Here is a 17,208-nt window from a genome sequence, read left to right as displayed (position 1 = left end):
TGCTGTTCTCCTTACGCCGCGCGGATCTGGCAGAGCGTCGCCTTCGGCTCCTGCATGAAGGTGACGGGGTCGTAGCCGTAGGTGGTCAGGGTGTTGACCGACTCGCCGAGCACGATCGGATCGGTGCCCTTCGGATAGTTGCCGCGCTGGTCCTGCCCCATGAACCAGCCGGAGAAGTGGAAGGGCATGAAGGCGACACCCTTGCCGACGCGGTCCGTCACCAGCGCCCTGACGCGGGTCCTGGCGTCATTGGCGGCGCCGTAGACCCACACCCAGGCGCCGTCCTTGATGCCGCGCTCGGCCGCGTCCGCCGTGTTGATCTCGACGAACATGTCCTGCTGCAGCTCGGCCAGCCACTTGTTGGAGCGCGTCTCCTCGCCGCCGCCCTCATATTCAACCAGACGACCGGAGGTGAGGATGATCGGGAACTCCTTCGCGAGGCCCTTGTCCACCACCGCCTTCTGCACCGTGAAGCCGATGTTCGGCACACGGAAGGCGCGCGTGTCGGGCAGCGTCGGATACTTCGCAACGAGATCGGGCCGCGGCGAGTAGATCGGCTCGCGATGCGTCGGGATCGGATCGGGCAGGTTCCAGGCCACCGCCCGTGCCTTGGCGTTGCCATAGGGCATGACGCCGTGCTCGAGGCAGACGCGGATGATGCCGCCCGACAGGTCGGTCGCCCAGGACACCTTGTCGGCGCCCTCGGGCGAGCCGCCGACGCGTTCGAGCATGGCGAGCTCGGCCGCCGTCAGGTCCTTGTCCCAGCCGAGCTTCTTCAGCACGGCGAGCGTGAACTCGGGATAGCCGTCCTTCAGCTCCGAGCCCATCGAATAGGAGCCCTCGGCGAGCAGGGTCGCGCCGTTCCTCTCCACGCCGAAGCGGGCCCGGAAGGTGCCGCCGCCATCCTTCACGTGCAGGTTCGTGTTGTAGAGGATCGGCGTGCCCGGATGCCTGATCTCGGGCGAGCCCCAGCAGGGCCACGGCAGGCCGTAGTAGTCCCCGCCCACCTCCGGATCGTCCTTCGGGGCGCGCAGCGTCACCAGGTCGAACTTCTCCTGGTTCTTCATGTGCGCCTTCAGGCGTTCCGGCGACTGGCCGGAATAGCCCGTGGACCAGCCGCCGCGGTTGATCTCGCGCAGGATGTCCTCCGGCGACGGGCGGTTGCCCTCGACCTTGATGTTCCTGAACATCTTGTCGGCGAAGCCGAGCTTCTTCGCCAGGAGGTACATGACCTCGTAGTCGTCCTTCGACTCGAAGATCGGCTTGACGATCTGCTCGCCCCACTGCAGCGAGCGGTTCGAGGCCGTGCGCGAGCCCGACGTTTCGAGCTGCGTGCACATGGGCAGGAGATAGGTGCCGTTCCTGCGGTTGGAGACCGCGGCGAATGTCGTCGGATGCGGGTCGGCGATGACGAGAAGGTCGAGCTTCTCGAGGCCCTTCACCATCTCCGGCATGCGCGTGACGGTGTTGCCGCCGTGGCCGAAGACCACCATGGCGCGCACGTTGTCGGGCTGCTCCACCTGATCCTTCGGCAAGAGGACGGCGTCGAACCAGCGCGTCGAGGGGATGCCGGGCTGCTCCATCGCCTTCTTCGAGGCGAAGCGCGACACCATCCAGTCGTAGTCGACCTCCCAAACGCGGCACCAGTGCTTCCAGGCCGCCTCGGTCAGGCCGTAGTAGAGCGGCAGGGTCGTGACGTCGAGGCCGAGGTCGGTGGCGCCCTGCACGTTGCAATGGCCGCGGAAGATGTTGGCGCCGCTGCCGGGGCCGCCGACATTGCCGGTGGCAAGCAGGAGGACGCAGCTCGCCCGCACGTTCGCCGTGCCCACCGTGTGCTGTGTCTGGCCCATGCACCAGATGAGCGTCGCCGGCTTCTGCTTGGCGAACATCTCCGCGACGCGCTTCAACTGCTCACCGGGCACGCCGGAGACGCGCTCGACCTCGTCGGGCGTCCACTTGGCGATCTCCTTGCGGATCTCGTCCATGCCATAGACGCGGGCCTTGATGAACTCCTTGTCTTCCCAGCCGTTCTCGAAGATGTGCCAGAGCATGCCGTAGAGCACGGGGATGTCCGTGCCCGGGCGCAGGCGCACGTATTCGGTGGCGTGGGCCGCCGTGCGGGTGAAGCGCGGGTCGATGACGATGAAGTTCGCCCGGTTGATCTCCTTGCCGGCGAGGAGATGCTGCAGCGACACCGGATGGGCCTCTGCCGGATTGCCGCCCATGATGATGAGCGTCTTGGAGTTCCGGATGTCGTTGTAGCTGTTGGTCATGGCGCCATAGCCCCACGTGTTCGCGACGCCAGCGACCGTGGTGGAATGGCAGATGCGCGCCTGATGATCCGAAGTGTTGGTGCCCCAGAAGGCGGCGAGCTTGCGGTTGAGATAGGCTCCTTCGTTGGAGAACTTGGCGGAGCCGAGCCAGAAGACGGAATCCGGGCCGGACTTGCCGCGGATCTCCATGAGCTTGTCGCCGATCTCTTCGATCGCCTGGTCCCAGGTGATGCGCCGCCACTGGCCGTCGACCAGTTTCATCGGGTACTTGAGGCGGCGGTCACCGTGCACGAGCTCCCGGATGGCCGCGCCCTTGGCGCAATGAGACCCGCGGTTGATCGGGCTTTCCCAGGCAGGCTCCTGCCCCACCCAGACGCCGTTCTGCACCTCGGCGATCACGGTGCAGCCCACCGAACAGTGGGTGCACATGTTCTTGCGCCGCTCGATCGGCTGGCCGAAGTTCGTCGGACCGGCCTCGGCCCTGCGCACGGCGCCGACCGACAGGCTGCCGACGGCGGCGAGCGCACCCGCCGCCAGACCCGATTTCCGCAGGAAGGAACGGCGGTCGACGAGCTCGCTGCCGAACCCTGCCACGAGAGCCTGCAGGCGGCCACGCGCGGCGTCTGCGTCCTTGCGCTTGATCAGCATGGCAGGCTCCCTCAGTAGCGGTTGACCTTGTAGAAGGTCTTGACGTGCTCGCTCTCGCGATAGCGCGCCTTGCCCTCGTCGCCCGGCGGCTTCATCGCCTGCGCCTCGGTGGCCGTCAGGGGAACGGCCGCGGTGACCGCGGCCCCCGCGCCCATGGCGCGCAGGAATCCACGGCGGTCCAGCCCCTCGGGCTTCTTCTTGTCGGACATCGCTCGTCCTCCTCGGGCATCCGTTTGAGATCAGGCCGGCAGCGCGAAGGCCTCGGCCTCGATCGTCGTCAAGAGCCGCCCGATCGTGCCGACCGGACGGTAGAAGCGGGCGAACCTCGCCGTCTCGAGGTCGGCAAAGAAGCGCGCCGCCCACGGCTCGACATGGCGGGTGAAAAAGGTCTTCTCGTCGATCCCCTCGGCCGCGAAGTCGCCGCGGATCAGCCCCGCCATGACCTCGCACAGGATCGCGATGTGGTCCTCGGGCTCCGCCACGCGCTCGGCGCGCTCGACGCCGATGAGCGCGAGGTCGCCGCGCAGCCTGGCCAGCGGCCGCTCGTGCAGGAAACCGGTGAGATAGTACGAGGCGTAGGGCAGGAGCTCACCACGGCCAAGGCCGACGAAGAGGTCGAAGAACTCGCGGCCGACGACATCCGCGTCCGTCCGCGCCGCGGCCTCGGCCAGCGCCAGATGCGCGACGCCGAGCTCGCTCGCGTCGCCGCGCAGCTTCGCCAGGCGCGTCAGCACGGCCGCGTCGGGAGCGCGCCAGAGGAGGGTGCCGATGAGCTCGTATTCGGCCGCCCGGGCGGCATCCGTCGAATCGAGCCCGCCCGCCGGATCGGCGGGCGGATAGAGATCGGGGCGCAAGGTCGTCCGGGCGACGCCGGTCAGCGCCTCGACGGCAAGGACCCGGTCGGCCGGCACCCTCTTCCAGGTCGAGACCGCCGGCTGCGACACGCCCAGCTGACGGGCCAGCGAGCGCACGCCGCCGGCAGCCGAAATCGCTCGTTCGAGTCCCGCATCACGCATGGCGGATAAGCACCTGTCCGCCCGACTCAATTGGGCTGATAGGCGGACCCTATCAGCGAGCCCGCGAGCTTTTCAATGCTTCTAATTCGAACTTAAACAGGCATCGCACTACCACCGCGGCGACGCCCTCGCATCGGCAGCGGTCGCGCGGCGGGTGGGGTAGCGGGTTCATCCCGCAATGCATCATCGGCGCCGGCCTCCGGCGCCTGCGCGGCAACCCCTGTCGGCACGGCCTGTTCGCTGCCGCCAGCGTCTTCCCCGCTGCGCACCACGGCTCCTTGCGAAGCCGTTTCTTGCTGCATCGCAACAGCTTGCAATGGGGCTTCCACACCCTGCGCCGCGACAGCCTGCGACGGCTCGTCGCAGGGCGGCGGCGGGGCCGCAGCGGTCAGCGGCTGCAGCGCTCCCTCGTCGAGCCCCATCGCCCGGGCGAGGAGTTTCTCCACGTCGTCGGAGGCCCCAAGCGGCCCGTAGCCGGGCATGCCGCCCGGGGTGTTCCAGTCCCAGGCGTAGTCGGCCGGCCCGACGAAATCGCGGATGGCCGGATCGGCGGACCAGAGGCGCCGCAGGGCCGCCTGTTTCCAGCTCTCCGGCACCTTGCGCTTCAGCCAGGCGGTGAGATCCGTGTCGGGGCCGATCGTGTCGACGGGCGGCAGCTCCTCAATCGGAACCTCGGCTTCCGCCTCGGCCGGCGGCGCCTTCGCCGCCTCCTCGACCGCGACGTCGGGCACGCGCCGTTCGGCCTCCTCGCGCGCTCCGCGCTTGAGGCGCGACCAGCGGGACAGGAAGCTGTCGCCCGTCATTCCTCTTCTCCCTCGGCGCGCCCCGGGCCAGACACACGCGCTCCCAGTGCCTCAGGATCGGCCCGGTCGCGCTTGCGCTTGAAGAAGACACGCTCGACGTGGTGCGCGGCGACGAAGGCCGCGATCCGCGCGGCGATCTCGGGGGGCATGGGCACCGCCTCCACCGTGTCGTCACCCGCCTCGGTGAAGGCCTCGCCCTCGGCCGGATCGGCGGTGATGCCGGCGATGCGGATGGGATGCCCCCCCTCGTCGGCGCGAGCGGCGATCCAGATCTTCGGCTCCCCGCTCGCGAGATTGTCGCGGTAGTTCGCCGTCTCCGTGCGATAGAGGTCGATGTCGAAGGCGCCGACATAGAAGCGGTCGGCGGTTGCGATCTCGCCGAGCGGCGTCCAGGGCGCCACATCGGGCGCGTCGGGCAGGACGGCGACCGGCAGCCAGATATGGTCGGCCCAGGGGCTCGAGAGCTTGCGCCGCTCCACCACGACACCGACGGTAAGGCGCTCCTGCGCCATGCGATCCTCCGTCAGTTTGCCGTCGCCGCCTCCGCGACCGGCAGCCCGGTCACGAGGTTCTGCGGCTTCATGCGCAGCATGCGATCCGGCCCCATGGCGAGCAGGAGATAGACCGGCCGGCCCGCCGCCTGGGGCAGCACCGGCACCGCCGGGTCCATGGTCAGCCGGAAGAGCGCGAGCACGCGGTTCAGGCGCTCCTCGTCGACGGCCTCCCCGCGCCAGAGCGCATTGCCGATCACCGTCGCCTCCGCATCGAGCCCGACGAACCAGCGCCAATCGGCGTCCTCGATGCGCTCGACCGCCTCGACGGTGACGTCGAAACCGTGGATCTGCCGCAGCCAGCGTTCGAGGGCGCCGGCGATGGCCGCCCGGCCACCCGGCTCGCCGCCGAGGTCGAGCACCATGTCGTGCGCGTCGCTGCGCCCCCAATAGTCATCCGCATTGGCGCGCGTCAGCACGTCGAGTTCGCAGACGGCCGGACCGCCCAGCATGGCGAGGAGCGGCGAGGCCTGCCGGTTCATCTCGTGCCCCTCGATCACCTCGGCATCGGCGAGCAGCACCTTGCCCTCGTGCACCGAGACGCGCTGGGGACGGTAGAACAGCTCGCCGGCGCGCGCCACGAAAGCGTCGTCGCAGCCGTCGAGGGCATTGCGCATGATCACGTGCGCGAGCTGGTTGAGAAACAGCGGCGGCACGCGCGCGACCCCGTCGCGGATCAGGCGCCCGTAGGCCGCCTCCAGCGTCGGCGCCGCGAGGAGCCGGTCGCGGAAGGCGAGCATCAGCTCCCAGTTCTCGCGCGCGTCGGCATCGACGATGGCGGCGATCTCCATGGGCGAGACCGTCGCCTGCGGGCGCGCCATGAGTTTCGCATGCAGCGCGCGCTCGGCCGCGCAGGCCTCCTCCGGCGGCATCAGTTCCGGCCGCGCCAGGTAAGCCTTGAGGAACTCGTCCGTCACCAGGAGGCCGCCGCCCGCATCCCTGTCGAGCAGCAGGTGGCCGGAAGACACCCAGAAATCGTTCATGCCCGCCCCTCTTTCGTGAGCGACAGAAGATCGACCGTCTCGTCCGGCCCCTGCCCTTCCTCCACCTCGAAGAACTCGAATGCGCGGAAGACGTCGCGCGGAGCGTCGGCGCGCGGCGTCAGGGTGCGGAAGCGCTCGCGCATCTCGCCGCTCTCCGTCGTGCGCTGCACCGCGACGAGCGTTCCCGGCGGGTGGTCGCACAGGCTCTCGGCATAGGCGACCTCCTCCTCCGCCGCCGCCTGCGCCGTTGCAAGGTCGGGCGCGCCGAGCCGCTCCACGAGATGGCGGGCGAGCGTCTCGACGGCCGCGGCGCGGTCCGCCCCCGTCGCCTCGGTGACGACGGCAAGCGTCGACCAGGCGAAGCTCGCGACGCCGAGGATGCCGGAGCGGAAGGCGACGCGCGCCTTGGCGGGCAATGTCGCCGGGTCGAGGTCCCAGAACAGGAAGGCGCCCGAAACCGCCCATTCGCCCGGCTCAGCCGCCCGCTCGAAGACGAAGGCGTCGGAAGGGTCGAGCCGTATGGTGCGCAACAGCTTCACAGCCACGGCTCCCCTCGTGCGGGATCGAGCCACGAGGGCTCTGCCAGCGCCGCGCGGAACGCGCGCCGCTCCTCCTCCCCGTCGCAGCGGACGATGAGGTCACCGTTCGCGTCGATGCCGTGCTGCGCCCCTTCCTCGCCGGGGAAGCGTTCGAGCCAGCGGCGCGCGGCGGCCTTGGCGCCTGCCTCCTGCCATTCGTGCAGGTTGGCCATGAGGTGACGCGCGAAGCTCTCCACGATGGCGCCCGTATCCACGCCCTCGAAGAAGCCGGTCTCCTCGAGGGTCGTGCCGATCCGCCACGTGCCCGGCTCGCCCGCACCGAGGGCAGCGGCGCGCAGCATCACGCCAAAGACGAGCCACGGCGGAGCCTCGTCCTCACGGGCCTCTGCCGGCCACGCGAGCCGGCCCCCGCCGACGAGCCCGTCGTCGAAGTGGAGCGCGTCCGGCCAGCCGAAGGCGAGCGGCTTCTCCGGGGGGCAATGCACAGCGATGGCGTCGGCAAGCGCGCTCATCGCCGGATAGAGGACGAGGCGCGCGAGCGCCAGCGGCTCCTCCGGCTCCAGCACCACGGCGAATTCCACGAGGTCGAAGCGCCGCGCCCAGACGAGCGTGCCCGCACCGCGGTCGGGTGCGAGCGCCTGCGCACTGGCGAAGGCGTCACCCGATTCCCGCAGGGTGTGCAGGGAAAAGAGCGGTGGCAGATCGAGCTCGCGCCGCCCCACCGACCGCACGTCGACCGGCATTTCGGGCCGTCCTTTCCGCGACGCTTCGTCCAAGGATATGGAATTGTTCCAAATCTATATACTGTTGCCGTCGAATGAGCGGAAGGCGCCGGCCGACGGCGCCGCCCAAGAAGATCCGTCCGAGGAGACGTGGATGGCCGGCGAGAAGCCAAGGGTGTTCGCCTGTTCCTGCGAAGACACCATGCCGCTCGATGCGGAGACGATCCGGCGCGGCCTCCCCGATTCGGGGCTGCGCACCTGCCGCCAGCTCTGCCGCAGTCAGCTCGACCTGTTCAGGGCGGCGCTCGCGGAAGCCGGGCCGCTCGTCGTCGGCTGCACGCAGGAGGCTCCGCTCTTCGAGGAGGTGGCGGGCGAATCGGGTTTCGCCGCGCCGCTTACCTTCGCCAACCTGCGCGAGACCGGCGGCTGGTCGGCCGAGGCCCGGGCCGCCGGGCCGAAGATGGCGGCGCTCCTCGCCGCCGCTGCACTCGACATGCCCGACACGCCGATGGTGTCGCTGAAGAGCGAAGGCGTCGCGCTCGTTTACGGGCGGGACGCAACCGCCATCGACCTCGCCCATCGTCTCGCCGACGTGCTCGACGTGACCGTGCTCCTGACGCGGCCGGGCGAGATCGTGCCGCCGCGGCGGACGGACTTTCCCGTGCTCAAGGGCACGATCAAGACGGCCAAGGGCCATCTCGGCGCCTTCGAGCTGACGGTCGACGGCTTCGCCCAGCCCGCCCCCTCCTCGCGCGCCGGCCTCGCCTTCGGGCCGGAGCGCAACGGCACCGTCTCGCGCTGCGACATCGTCATCGACGTCTCGGGCGGCGTGCCGCTCTTTCCCGCGCACGACCTGCGGCCGGGCTATCTGCGTGCCGATCCGGGCGACCGGGCGGCGGTCGAGCGCCTGGCCTTCGAGGCCTCCCAGCTCGTCGGCGAGTTCGACAAACCGCGCTACGTCGCCTTCGACGCGGCGCTCTGCGCCCATTCCCGCTCGCGCAAGACGGGCTGCACGCGCTGCCTCGATCTCTGCCCGACCGGGGCGATCACGCCGGCCGGCGATCACGTGGCCATCGACCCGGCCGTCTGCGCCGGCTGCGGCGCCTGCGCCGCCGTGTGCCCGACGGGTGCGGCGACCTATGCCCTGCCGCCCGCGGGCTCCCTCCTCGCCCGCCTGCGGGCCATGCTCGTGGCCTATGCGGAGACGGGTGGAAGGACGCCGGTGCTCCTCCTCCACGACGCCGACCACGGTGAACCGCTGATCGACGCGCTCGCGCGCTTCGGCGACGGGCTGCCGGCGAACGTGCTGCCCGTGGCGGTGAACGAGGTGACGCAGGTCGGCCTCGACGTGGTGGCGGCCGCCATGGCCTGTGGCGCGGCGGCCGTGCGCTTCCTCACGCGTGCACGACCGAAGCACGATCTCACCGGCCTTTACCGCACGATCGACTACGCCAATGCGGTGCTGCGGCCGCTCGGCTTCGGCGAGGGCCTCGCCGCCACCATCGAGACGGACGATCCGGACGGCCTCGCCGCGGCGCTCGCGGCCGTCAAGCCGGGCACGCCGCCCACCGAGCCGGCGCGCTTCCTGCCGCTCGGCAGCGGGCGGGAACTCCTCAGCCTCACCATGCGCGAGCTGCACCGCGCCGCGCCGACGCCCGTGGACGTGGTGCCGATGCCCGAGCGCGCGCCCTTCGGCACGGTGCATGTCGACACGGAGGGCTGCACGCTCTGCCTCGCCTGCGTCTCCGCCTGCCCGACGGGCGCGCTGTCGGACGACCCCGACCGGCCGACGCTACGCTTTTCCGAGGACCGCTGCGTGCAATGCGGCCTGTGCCAGGCCACCTGCCCGGAGAAGGTCATCTCGCTCGAACCGCGCATCGACTTTGGGGCCTGGGGCGCGCCGCCGAAGGTGGTGAAGGAGGAGGAGCCCTTCCACTGCATCAGCTGCGGCAAACCCTTCGGTACGCGGTCCACCATCGAGCGGATCGTCGCCAGGCTGGAGGGCAAGCACTGGATGTTCGCCGGGGAGAACGCGCGGCGCATCGCGGTGGTGAAGATGTGCGACGACTGCCGCGTCGAGGCCGTGGTCAACGAGGGCTTCGACCCGCACGGCGCAACCGAGCGGCCGAAGCCGCGCATGAGCGAGGACTATCTGCGCGAGCGCGACGCGGCAAATGGCAAGGACCCGCTCGCCTGATCCCGTCGCCGTGAGCCGGGCAGGCTTCGTCGAATGCAATCCTCCCTCTCATTCCGAGGCGCCGCGTCAGCGACGAGCCCGGAATCGAGAACCGATGCCCGGTCTCAATATAGCCGCACACCTGGCCATCCGCGGACTTGGTCGTCGCGCCCTCTCGATGACCGGTATCGGTTCTGGATTCCGGGCTCCGCCCTGCGGGCGGCCCCGGAATGAGAGGACGGGGGGAGAGAGGCGCTCCCGTCGTTCTCACCCGCCCTCACCGTGGCGCGGTTGCCTTCTCCAGGAAGGTCACCAGCGCCTCGCGGTCCTTCGGATCGGTCACCTTCTGCTCCGGCATCTTCGTGCCCGGCGTGTAGAGGCTCGGGCCGATCTCGAACAGGCGCGCCACCGTCTCGTGCGTCCAGACGATGTCGAGCTTCTTCAGCCCTTCGGAATAGGCGTAGCCCGGAAGGCCGGCGATGCGGCGGCCGAAGAGGCCGTAGAGCGACGGGCCGGCGCGGTTGCCGCCGTCGGGGGTCAGGGTGTGGCAGGCGGCGCAGGCACGAAACAGCTCCGCGCCGCGGTCGCCGGCGAAGGCCGCGAGCGGATCCTCGCCCAGCGTTGAAGCCGTCGTGCCGAGACGAGCCCCGCTTGCTGCATTCCAGCGGCGCACCACGCGGTCGGCCCCGCCCGCCAGGAGCTCGCGCCCGTCGGGCGAGAAGGCGAGCGACCACACCGGCAGGCTGCCACCGGCGAGGACGGTCCTCACCCGCCGCGCCTTGCGGTCGACGAGGGCGACGTCGCCATGGAGCCCGCTCGCCGCGACCGTCGCTCCGTCCGGCGACAGCGCGAGGGCGACGGCCGGCGCCTGGCCGACCGGCGCTTCGGCGAGCGGCTGTCCGCCGGCGGAAAGGATGTGCAGTTGCCCGTCGGCGCCCGCGGCAAGGATCTCTCCGTCTGGCGCCACGAGCACGGCGTTGAGCGGCGCCGGCAAGGTGGCGACGACGGGCGTGCCATCCCTCGACCAGATACGGAGCGTCGCGTCGTAGCCCGCGCTGACCACCGTCCCGTCGCGAGTGACCGCGACGCCATTGACGTTGCCACGATGACCCTCGAGGACGCGGCCCGGCCCCCCGTCCAGCGGCCACAGGCGGACGGTCCCGTCCCAGGCGGCGGAGGCGAGCAGCCGCCCGTCAGGCGAGACGGCAAGGGCCGCGACCGGCCCGCCGTGCCCTGTCAGGACCCGCTCGGGCGTCGCCGCCGTGCCGCGCCAGATGGCGATGCGGCTGTCCTCCCCGCCGGTGGCAAAGACTCCCTCCCCGAGCGCCGCGACGGCATTGACCGCGCCGTCGTGGACGCGGAGCACGGCCAGGGCCGCGCCCGTATCGAGCCGCCACAGGATGGCAGACTGGTCGAAGCTGCCGGTCATGGCCGCGCGCCCATCCGGGGCCACGGCGATGGCACGAACCGGCCCGCCGTGGCCACGCAGGTCCTGCGCCGCGGCGCCGGCGAGGCCAAGCGCGAGGCCCGCGGCGAGGAACGGAAGGGATGCGCAGGGCAGACGCACGATGAAGCTCATCCTCCGCGGCCACGGGCCGCCGCGCGGCCGCCACGCCGCGCCCGGTTGCCGCCGTGCCTGCGGGCGGGCATAGTCCGCCGCGTTTCGCCCCCGGGCCCCGGTTCCCAGCCTACGATACGATGACCGACACCGTTCTCAACCTGCGCGGCCTGAAATGTCCCCTGCCCGCGCTGCGCACGCGCAAGGCGCTCCGGAGCGTGGCGCCCGGCGACATCCTCGTGGTCGAATGCACGGATCCCATGGCGGCGATCGACATCCCGAACCTCGTGCGCGAGACGGGTGACGTCCTCGAGATGCAGGAGCGGCGCGACAACGTGCTCGTCTTCGGCATCCGCAAGGTCAGGCCGCCGGCCTGAGCCTGGGGCCACGGCCGGTCAGTTGACGTCGCTGAGCCGCACGCCGCTCGTGGAGAAGGCGACGGAGGCCGGCTCCTGGAAGCGGGAGAGTACGTAGGACGCGCCGAGGGCGACGACGAAGGCGGCGATGAGAGCCAGAACGAATGCACGCATGTCCCCAGTCCTCCGGGCGTGATCGCGAGGGCAGAGCGGGCCGCGCGGGAACCTGCCCTGCGCATGTGCCGCTCCGGCTCGGGCGAATCGCACGCCGTGATTTCGCATCGATTCAAGCGAAAGTCATCGCCGTCCGAAAGGACCTTGCGGCTGAATCATTGTGAGCGAGGCCCTCCTCGAACCCGGCAGCCACAGGCCGCGCGAGCCGCGCCGTCCTTGCTACGGATGCGCGCGAGCAGGCTCGGGCTGCTGAAGGGACGCCGCAATCCGCTCGGCCGCGGCGAGATCATCGGGCGCGTTGGCGTTGAAGAACGGATCATAGGGCCGAACCGGCCATTCCGCGATCGCCGTGCGGTAGCGGCCCGTGAAACGGTCGATCTTGCGCTCGCCCGCTTCGACCAGCGCCCGCCGCAGGTCGGCCCGCAGGGCGACCGGCCACAGGCCGATGACGGGATGCGTGCGGCCGCCCGAAGCGGCGCAGGCGAGCTCCGCCCCCTCGGCCTCGCGCCGGCCATGCAGGCGGGCGACGAGGTCGGACGGCAGGAAGGGGGTGTCGGCGGCGATGCTGACCACCCAGTCGATGCCCGGCCGTTGGCGCGCGGCCCAGTCGAGCCCGGCGAGGATGCCCGCGAGGGGCCCGGCGAAATCCGGGACGTCGTCGGCCACGACGGGCAGGCCGTAGGCCGCAAAGCGTGCCGGATCGCCGTTGGCATTGAGCAGCAATCCGTCGCACTGCGGTGCGGCGCGCGCGACGACATGGGTGAGGATGGGCCGGCCGCCGATCGTGCGCAGCGGCTTGTCGCCCCCGCCCATGCGGCGGGCAAGCCCCCCGGCGAGCAGCAGGCCGAGCGTTGGCGGGTGGGCCTCAGTCATCGAAGGTCGCTCCCTTGCGCCGATGCTTCATCGCCTCCTCCTCGACATAGGCGAGGTCCTGGTCGAAGACGATGCGCTCGACCCCGGACAGGGCGACGAAACGCTTGCCGCGGGCGCGGCCGATGAGCGTCAGGCCCGCCTTGCGGGCGAGCTCCACGCCCCAGGCCGTGAAGCCGGAGCGCGAGACCAGCACGGGAATGCCCATGCGCACCGTCTTGATGACCATCTCGGAGGTGAGCCGGCCGGTGGTGTAGAAGATCTTGTCACTGCCCGGCATGCCGTGGCGGAACATGTAACCGGCGATCTTGTCGACGGCGTTGTGGCGGCCGACGTCCTCCATATAGACGAGGGGGCGGTCCCTCTCGCACAGCACGCAGCCGTGGATGGCACCCGCCTCGAGATAGAGCGAGGGCGTCGTGTTGATCTTGTGCGTCAACGCATAGAGCCAGGAGGTGCGCAGCTCGGCCTGCGGCAGCTCGGCCTGGTCGATGACGTCCATCAGGTCGCCGAAGGCCGTGCCCTGAGCGCAGCCGGAGGTGAGCGTCTTCTTGCGCAGCTTCTCCTCGTAGTCGGTCTGCCGCTCCGTGCGCACCACGACCACGTCGAGCTCCGGATCGAACTCGACGTCGGTCACGACGTCGTCCGGGCGCAGCATGTTCTGGTTGAGGAGATAGCCGAGCGCCAGATAATCGGGATGGTCGCCGATCGTCATCATGGTGACGATCTCGCGCGCATTGAGGTAGAGCGTCAGCGCCCGCTCGACGACGACGCGCGTCTCGGTTCGCTGCCCGGTGTGGTCGACGCCCGCCACCGCCCGGCTCAGGCGCGGATCGAGCGGATCGGGCCGCACCAGATAGTCGTCGAGGAAGGTGAGGCTGTCTGCATCCACGGCGGACATGGCCGCCTCCGTCCGCGCGGCGCTCACGCCGGCGCCCTTGCGGCAACCTGAGCGAAGCACCAGCCCTCCAGCGCCTCCAGGGAGGCGTCGAGGGACTCCCACGCCCCGCCCACGAAGTCGTTCCAGGCCGGCAGCACCGCTTCGCCGACCGAGGTCAAGGTGGGGATACCCCCGGTGAGCGCCTGGGCGAATTCGGCGCGCACGCCCCGCCCCTCGGCCTCGGCCTTGCCGAACTTGTTGAAGATGACGAGGTCGACGCCGCCGGCGATGGCCGCGCCCGCGAGCGCGCCCGCCTCGGCGAGGCCGCGGGGATCGAGCCGGCAGCCCCTGGCGCCGGGCCCGCGGTCCTGCGAGATGGCGATCAGGCGGCCCGTGGCGAGATCCTCCACGTCCATGGCGGCGCAGAACGGCCCTGCCGTCGCCCCGTTGTGCTGCACGAGGCCGCCGAGGCGCAGCCCCCGTGCCTTGAGGCGCCCGGCCAGCGCGACGAGAAGATCGTCCACCGGCCGGCGCGGATCATAGAGGACGGCGGCGACCGGTGCGGGCGCCTGGTCCGTGCCAGGATCGTGCGTCATGTCGACTCCCGAGGTTGAGGGCCATGCTAGAGCATGGCGCCCGGAGCGACAAAGACGGCCGGCTGCCGCAAGCAGCCATTCCTTCCTCAGGCCGCGGCCTCGATCTTCTCACCGTCGAGCGTCACCGTCTGGATCACCTCGAAGCCCTCGAACTGCGGGTGGCCGATGAACAGCGGCTTGCCCTCGCCGGCGCCCCGGTGCGCGGCGCGGAAGGCTTCGGACTTCGTCCAGGCCTCGAAATCGGCCTTCGAGCGCCAGACCGTATGCGAGGAATAGAGCACATGGTCGTCGTTGCGCGGACCGCGCAGGAGATGAAACTCCACGAAGCCCGGAACGGTGTGGATATAGACGTCGCGCGACAGCCAAACCTTCTCGAAAGCCTCCTCGGAGCCGAACGGCACCTTGAAGCGGTTCATGGCGATGAACATCGATTGAGTCTCCTTGCAAGTTCCAGATGATGACACGTTCCCGCCGATCATGATCGGCGGCGCTCCCGCCGTCCGCCTCACTTCGACGCGAACTTCACGGTGAGGCCGAGCTTGGCGGTGAGGCCAGGGCTTGCGGCCCCGTCGCGATACTGGACGTACTGCTTGTCGAAGAGGTTCTCGATGACGAAGTCGCCGCGAACCGTGTCGCTGTACTCGTAGGACGCGAAGAGGTCGACGAGGCCGTAGGCCTTGCTGGCCTTGATCGCGCTCGTGGACGGCAGGTCGGTCTTGCTGTCGACGAGCGTGACGCGCGTGCCGAGCGTCAGCCTGTCGTCGAGAAGGCGCAGGCCGAGCGTGCCGGCGATGCGGTTCGGCGGGACGCTGACCAGCGCCTGGTCGGTCGCCTTGTTCTTGCCCTCGATATGCGCGCCGGCGAGGGTGAAGAAGCCGCCGCCCCAGTCGTAGGTCGCCTCGAGCTCGACACCCGAGAGGCGGGCCTCGGCGATGTTCTGGTACTGCTGGTTGAAGACGCAGGCGGCCGGCCGTCTCCGGCAATAGGCGGGCCAGGCGACCGGCGGAATGATCGAGCCCGGGTTCATGCCGGGGCCGAAGACCGGGATGCCCGTGCCGACGCTGACGATGTCGATGTAGTCGTCGACCGTGTTGACGAAGGCCGTCGCCTTGGCGCGGAAAGCGTCGCCGTCCTTGAACACGTTGTCGTACTTGATGTTCACACCGCCTTCGATGTTGTGCGCCACCTCCGGCCGCAGGTTGGGATTGGGCTGGATGGCGAAGGCGGGGAACGGATGCAGCCCGTTCACCAGCGTCTCGGTGATGGCCGGGGCGCGGTAACCCTCGGCATAGGTCGCATAGAGCTCGATGCCCTGGATGGGCGTGACGCCGAGGGTGATCTTCGGCGACAGGCGATTGCCGCTCGACTCGTTGCCGCCGCCCTCCAGCTTGTAGTCGTCGAAGCGCAGGGCGCCGATGACACGCAGCCAGTTGCTGTAGCGCAGCTCGTCCTGGACGAAGCCGCCGGTGAGGCGCCGCGTTCCCGACGGGGTCAGGGCCGAGCCGTAGCCGCCCGCCGCATCGACGGTGTCGACGTTGTCGCGCACGCCGTCGGCGCCGAAGGTGAAGGCATGATTGAGCCCGAGGGCGTCGAAGCGCGCCGTGTTGCTGACGTCGAAGCCGTAGGTCTCGATGTCGAACCTCAGCTTGGCGCCAGGCCGTACGCCGAGCGCCGAATAGGTCGTGCTCGGACGCAGCACGGTCTGGTCGTCGTTCGTCGTCGAATAGTAGGTCTTCAGCGACAGGTCGAGCCACGGCACGTCCGGCCACTGGAAGCGATAGCCGAGCGTGTAGTTGCCGGTCGCCACGTCGTGGGAGAGGCGCGTGCCGGTGGGGCTGCCGCTCGAACCGTTGTTCGTGAACTGATAGTCCTGCACCTGCGCCGAAGCGCTGATCTCGTGGCCGTCCGCCGGGCGGACGTTGAACTTCACCAGGCCGCCGACGAGTTCGTTGCCGCTGTCCGGCACCTTGGCGCCGGCGCCGTCCTTGTAGGTGTTGGTGTTGCGGTAGACGAACTGGCCGAAGATGTCAGCCGCCGTGCCGAGTCGCGCGCCGAGCGCCGTGCTGTTGACGAAGCCCGCGCCATTGGTGCCGACGCCCACCTTCTGCGCGCCGCCGAACTTCTCGTCCTCGGCCAGGATGTCGTCGATCGTGCGCGTGCGGAAGGCCACGACGCCGCCGATGGCACCCGAGCCGTAGATGGTCGACACCGGGCCGCGCACCACGTCGACGCCGCCGATGAACTCGGGGTCGAGATAGAAGACGCCATTGGCGTTGTGGCCCGACGTCTGGAAGTTCTGGCGCGCACCATCGACGAGGACATTGACGCGGCCGAAGTCCTGCAGGCCGCGGATGTTGACCGCCTGGGCGGGGTCGCTAAAATTCTGCTGGACGGTGACGCCGGGCACGCTGCGCAGCACGTCCGACACGCGCGAGGCCTGGAACCGGTCGATGTCCTCCCGCGTCACCGTGCTCGCCCCGGCGAGCGTGTCGATGACCTTCTCCTCGGTTTTCGTCGCGGTGACGGTGACCGTGTCGAGAACAATGTCCGGCTCCGCCTCGGCCGCTGAAATGGCGAAAATGGACGCTGTGGCGAGCAGCATCGCGCGAGCGGTCACGCTCATCAGTCTCAAGCCCCCGATGGTGTCGAACTGGGTCGGGCTGGCTGGCTGGCAGGTCGAGGCGTCGAGACCGCTGGCTGGCTGGCGCAAAGGCGGCCGTCGCAATCCTCCGACGGCCGGTTTGCGTTTCCTAGTTAAACAACCTAATTACGTCAATCATCTTGTCGGAACGGCAGTTTTTCATTGTTCTAAACAAGAATGACTGCTGGAGGCGAGAGAATAAGCACAATTCGAAATACTCCAAACTGGACAACTGTTATGACTGCGGAGCGAGCGACCGTCCCCCCACCGGCCATGGACCCCACGTCGGGGCCGCCCCCCGTGCCGGCCGTGGAGGTGCAAGAGCTCCTCAAGGGCGGCCGCGAGCTCGTCATCATCCACAACGACGAGCGCTACCGGCTGCGCATCACGGCCAGGGGCAAGCTGATCCTGACGAAGTGACG

Annotated in this window: 18 protein-coding genes; 3 read left to right on the top strand and 15 right to left on the bottom strand. The window is 69.8% G+C overall.

Translation table 11 applies throughout. From position 1 onward, the window contains the following. Positions 1-11 precede the first annotated feature (11 nt). From QNA08_RS15440 to QNA08_RS15405, 8 genes are all read right to left on the bottom strand, one after another. On the bottom strand, positions 12-2,921 hold the full coding sequence (locus QNA08_RS15440; protein WP_283741619.1) for a formate dehydrogenase subunit alpha: 2,910 nt from the start codon (positions 2,919-2,921) through the stop codon (positions 12-14). An 11-nt stretch (positions 2,922-2,932) separates the two neighbouring features. Further along, positions 2,933-3,130, bottom strand: a complete 198-nt coding sequence (locus tag QNA08_RS15435) for a formate dehydrogenase (protein ID WP_283741618.1) — start codon at positions 3,128-3,130, stop codon at positions 2,933-2,935. Positions 3,131-3,160: 30 nt separating this feature from the next. Beyond that, positions 3,161-3,937, bottom strand: coding sequence for a Cro/CI family transcriptional regulator (locus QNA08_RS15430; RefSeq protein WP_283741617.1), 777 nt, complete (start codon positions 3,935-3,937; stop codon positions 3,161-3,163). A gap of 92 nt (positions 3,938-4,029) precedes the next feature. Continuing rightward, complete coding sequence (locus QNA08_RS15425) at positions 4,030-4,740, bottom strand: DUF3306 domain-containing protein (RefSeq protein ID WP_283741616.1); 711 nt, start codon at positions 4,738-4,740, stop codon at positions 4,030-4,032. After that, the gene (locus QNA08_RS15420; RefSeq protein WP_283741615.1) at positions 4,737-5,252 is read right to left on the bottom strand and encodes a DUF3305 domain-containing protein; all 516 of its coding nucleotides are present in this window, start codon (positions 5,250-5,252) and stop codon (positions 4,737-4,739) included. Before QNA08_RS15420 ends, QNA08_RS15425 begins: the two co-directional genes overlap by 4 nt. Positions 5,253-5,263: 11 nt before the next feature. After that, on the bottom strand, positions 5,264-6,274 hold the full coding sequence (locus QNA08_RS15415) for a DUF6352 family protein (protein WP_283741614.1): 1,011 nt from the start codon (positions 6,272-6,274) through the stop codon (positions 5,264-5,266). Continuing rightward, positions 6,271-6,813, bottom strand: a complete 543-nt coding sequence (locus QNA08_RS15410) for a DUF6505 family protein (protein ID WP_422679930.1) — start codon at positions 6,811-6,813, stop codon at positions 6,271-6,273. The genes QNA08_RS15415 and QNA08_RS15410 overlap by 4 nt, the downstream gene beginning before the upstream one ends. Next, a complete protein-coding gene (locus tag QNA08_RS15405) occupies positions 6,810-7,556 on the bottom strand; it encodes a biotin/lipoate--protein ligase family protein (RefSeq protein ID WP_283741612.1) in 747 nt (248 codons plus the stop codon). Before QNA08_RS15405 ends, QNA08_RS15410 begins: the two co-directional genes overlap by 4 nt. A gap of 133 nt (positions 7,557-7,689) precedes the next feature. Between QNA08_RS15405 and QNA08_RS15400 the strand changes: the two genes are divergently transcribed. Continuing rightward, entirely contained in the window at positions 7,690-9,732 is a 2,043-nt protein-coding gene (locus tag QNA08_RS15400) for a 4Fe-4S binding protein (protein WP_283741611.1), read from the top strand. A 256-nt stretch (positions 9,733-9,988) separates the two neighbouring features. Here the strand turns inward: QNA08_RS15400 and QNA08_RS15395 are convergent, their stop codons facing one another. Further along, positions 9,989-11,290: a c-type cytochrome gene (locus QNA08_RS15395; RefSeq protein WP_422679929.1), complete on the bottom strand. Its 1,302-nt coding sequence runs from the start codon at positions 11,288-11,290 to the stop codon at positions 9,989-9,991. Positions 11,291-11,409: 119 nt separating this feature from the next. Here QNA08_RS15395 and QNA08_RS15390 point away from each other — a divergent pair, with 119 nt between their 5' ends. Then, positions 11,410-11,646 carry a sulfurtransferase TusA family protein gene (locus QNA08_RS15390; RefSeq protein WP_283741609.1) on the top strand — a complete coding sequence of 79 codons (237 nt, stop codon included), beginning with the start codon at positions 11,410-11,412 and terminating at the stop codon, positions 11,644-11,646. Between the two features lie 18 nt (positions 11,647-11,664). Here QNA08_RS15390 and QNA08_RS15385 read toward each other — a convergent pair whose 3' ends face one another. From QNA08_RS15385 to QNA08_RS15360, 6 genes are all read right to left on the bottom strand, one after another. Next, entirely contained in the window at positions 11,665-11,799 is a 135-nt protein-coding gene (locus tag QNA08_RS15385; protein WP_283741608.1) for a hypothetical protein, read from the bottom strand. A 219-nt stretch (positions 11,800-12,018) separates the two neighbouring features. After that, positions 12,019-12,672 carry a molybdenum cofactor guanylyltransferase MobA gene (gene mobA / locus QNA08_RS15380; RefSeq protein ID WP_283741607.1) on the bottom strand — a complete coding sequence of 218 codons (654 nt, stop codon included), beginning with the start codon at positions 12,670-12,672 and terminating at the stop codon, positions 12,019-12,021. Continuing rightward, positions 12,665-13,570 (bottom strand): formate dehydrogenase accessory sulfurtransferase FdhD, encoded by a 906-nt coding sequence (locus tag QNA08_RS15375; RefSeq protein ID WP_283741606.1) that lies wholly within the window; start codon positions 13,568-13,570, stop codon positions 12,665-12,667. Before QNA08_RS15375 ends, mobA begins: the two co-directional genes overlap by 8 nt. Before the next feature lie 23 nt (positions 13,571-13,593). After that, a complete protein-coding gene (locus QNA08_RS15370; protein ID WP_283741605.1) occupies positions 13,594-14,145 on the bottom strand; it encodes a DUF2478 domain-containing protein in 552 nt (183 codons plus the stop codon). Between the two features lie 86 nt (positions 14,146-14,231). After that, positions 14,232-14,573, bottom strand: coding sequence for a heme-degrading protein HmuQ (gene hmuQ / locus QNA08_RS15365; RefSeq protein ID WP_283741604.1), 342 nt, complete (start codon positions 14,571-14,573; stop codon positions 14,232-14,234). Positions 14,574-14,650: 77 nt separating this feature from the next. Further along, a complete protein-coding gene (locus QNA08_RS15360) occupies positions 14,651-16,768 on the bottom strand; it encodes a TonB-dependent hemoglobin/transferrin/lactoferrin family receptor (RefSeq protein WP_283741603.1) in 2,118 nt (705 codons plus the stop codon). 255 nt (positions 16,769-17,023) lie between these two features. Between QNA08_RS15360 and hemP the strand changes: the two genes are divergently transcribed. After that, positions 17,024-17,206, top strand: coding sequence for a hemin uptake protein HemP (gene hemP / locus QNA08_RS15355; RefSeq protein ID WP_340322249.1), 183 nt, complete (start codon positions 17,024-17,026; stop codon positions 17,204-17,206). Positions 17,207-17,208: the final 2 nt, after the last annotated feature.

The organism is Chelatococcus albus, from assembly GCF_030067675.1.
Taxonomy (GTDB): Bacteria; Pseudomonadota; Alphaproteobacteria; order Rhizobiales; family Beijerinckiaceae; genus Chelatococcus_A; species Chelatococcus_A albus.
This window is presented reverse-complemented; position numbering and strand designations above follow the sequence as displayed.

Excerpts from the sequence above, each read along its gene's own strand:
- hmuQ (WP_283741604.1), bottom strand. The coding sequence starts at position 14,573 with ATGTTCATCGCCATGAACCGCTTCAAGGTGCCGTTCGGCTCCGAGGAG.
- QNA08_RS15395 (WP_422679929.1), bottom strand. The coding sequence starts at position 11,290 with ATGAGCTTCATCGTGCGTCTGCCCTGCGCATCCCTTCCGTTCCTCGCC.
- QNA08_RS15370 (WP_283741605.1), bottom strand. The coding sequence starts at position 14,145 with ATGACGCACGATCCTGGCACGGACCAGGCGCCCGCACCGGTCGCCGCC.
- QNA08_RS15425 (WP_283741616.1), bottom strand. The coding sequence starts at position 4,740 with ATGACGGGCGACAGCTTCCTGTCCCGCTGGTCGCGCCTCAAGCGCGGA.
- QNA08_RS15435 (WP_283741618.1), bottom strand. The coding sequence starts at position 3,130 with ATGTCCGACAAGAAGAAGCCCGAGGGGCTGGACCGCCGTGGATTCCTG.
- mobA (WP_283741607.1), bottom strand. The coding sequence starts at position 12,672 with ATGACTGAGGCCCACCCGCCAACGCTCGGCCTGCTGCTCGCCGGGGGG.
- QNA08_RS15390 (WP_283741609.1), top strand. The coding sequence starts at position 11,410 with ATGACCGACACCGTTCTCAACCTGCGCGGCCTGAAATGTCCCCTGCCC.
- QNA08_RS15415 (WP_283741614.1), bottom strand. The coding sequence starts at position 6,274 with ATGAACGATTTCTGGGTGTCTTCCGGCCACCTGCTGCTCGACAGGGAT.
- QNA08_RS15405 (WP_283741612.1), bottom strand. The coding sequence starts at position 7,556 with ATGCCGGTCGACGTGCGGTCGGTGGGGCGGCGCGAGCTCGATCTGCCA.
- QNA08_RS15385 (WP_283741608.1), bottom strand. The coding sequence starts at position 11,799 with ATGCGTGCATTCGTTCTGGCTCTCATCGCCGCCTTCGTCGTCGCCCTC.
- QNA08_RS15400 (WP_283741611.1), top strand. The coding sequence starts at position 7,690 with ATGGCCGGCGAGAAGCCAAGGGTGTTCGCCTGTTCCTGCGAAGACACC.
- QNA08_RS15360 (WP_283741603.1), bottom strand. The coding sequence starts at position 16,768 with ATGAGCGTGACCGCTCGCGCGATGCTGCTCGCCACAGCGTCCATTTTC.
- QNA08_RS15375 (WP_283741606.1), bottom strand. The coding sequence starts at position 13,570 with ATGTCCGCCGTGGATGCAGACAGCCTCACCTTCCTCGACGACTATCTG.
- QNA08_RS15440 (WP_283741619.1), bottom strand. The coding sequence starts at position 2,921 with ATGCTGATCAAGCGCAAGGACGCAGACGCCGCGCGTGGCCGCCTGCAG.
- QNA08_RS15430 (WP_283741617.1), bottom strand. The coding sequence starts at position 3,937 with ATGCGTGATGCGGGACTCGAACGAGCGATTTCGGCTGCCGGCGGCGTG.
- hemP (WP_340322249.1), top strand. The coding sequence starts at position 17,024 with ATGACTGCGGAGCGAGCGACCGTCCCCCCACCGGCCATGGACCCCACG.
- QNA08_RS15420 (WP_283741615.1), bottom strand. The coding sequence starts at position 5,252 with ATGGCGCAGGAGCGCCTTACCGTCGGTGTCGTGGTGGAGCGGCGCAAG.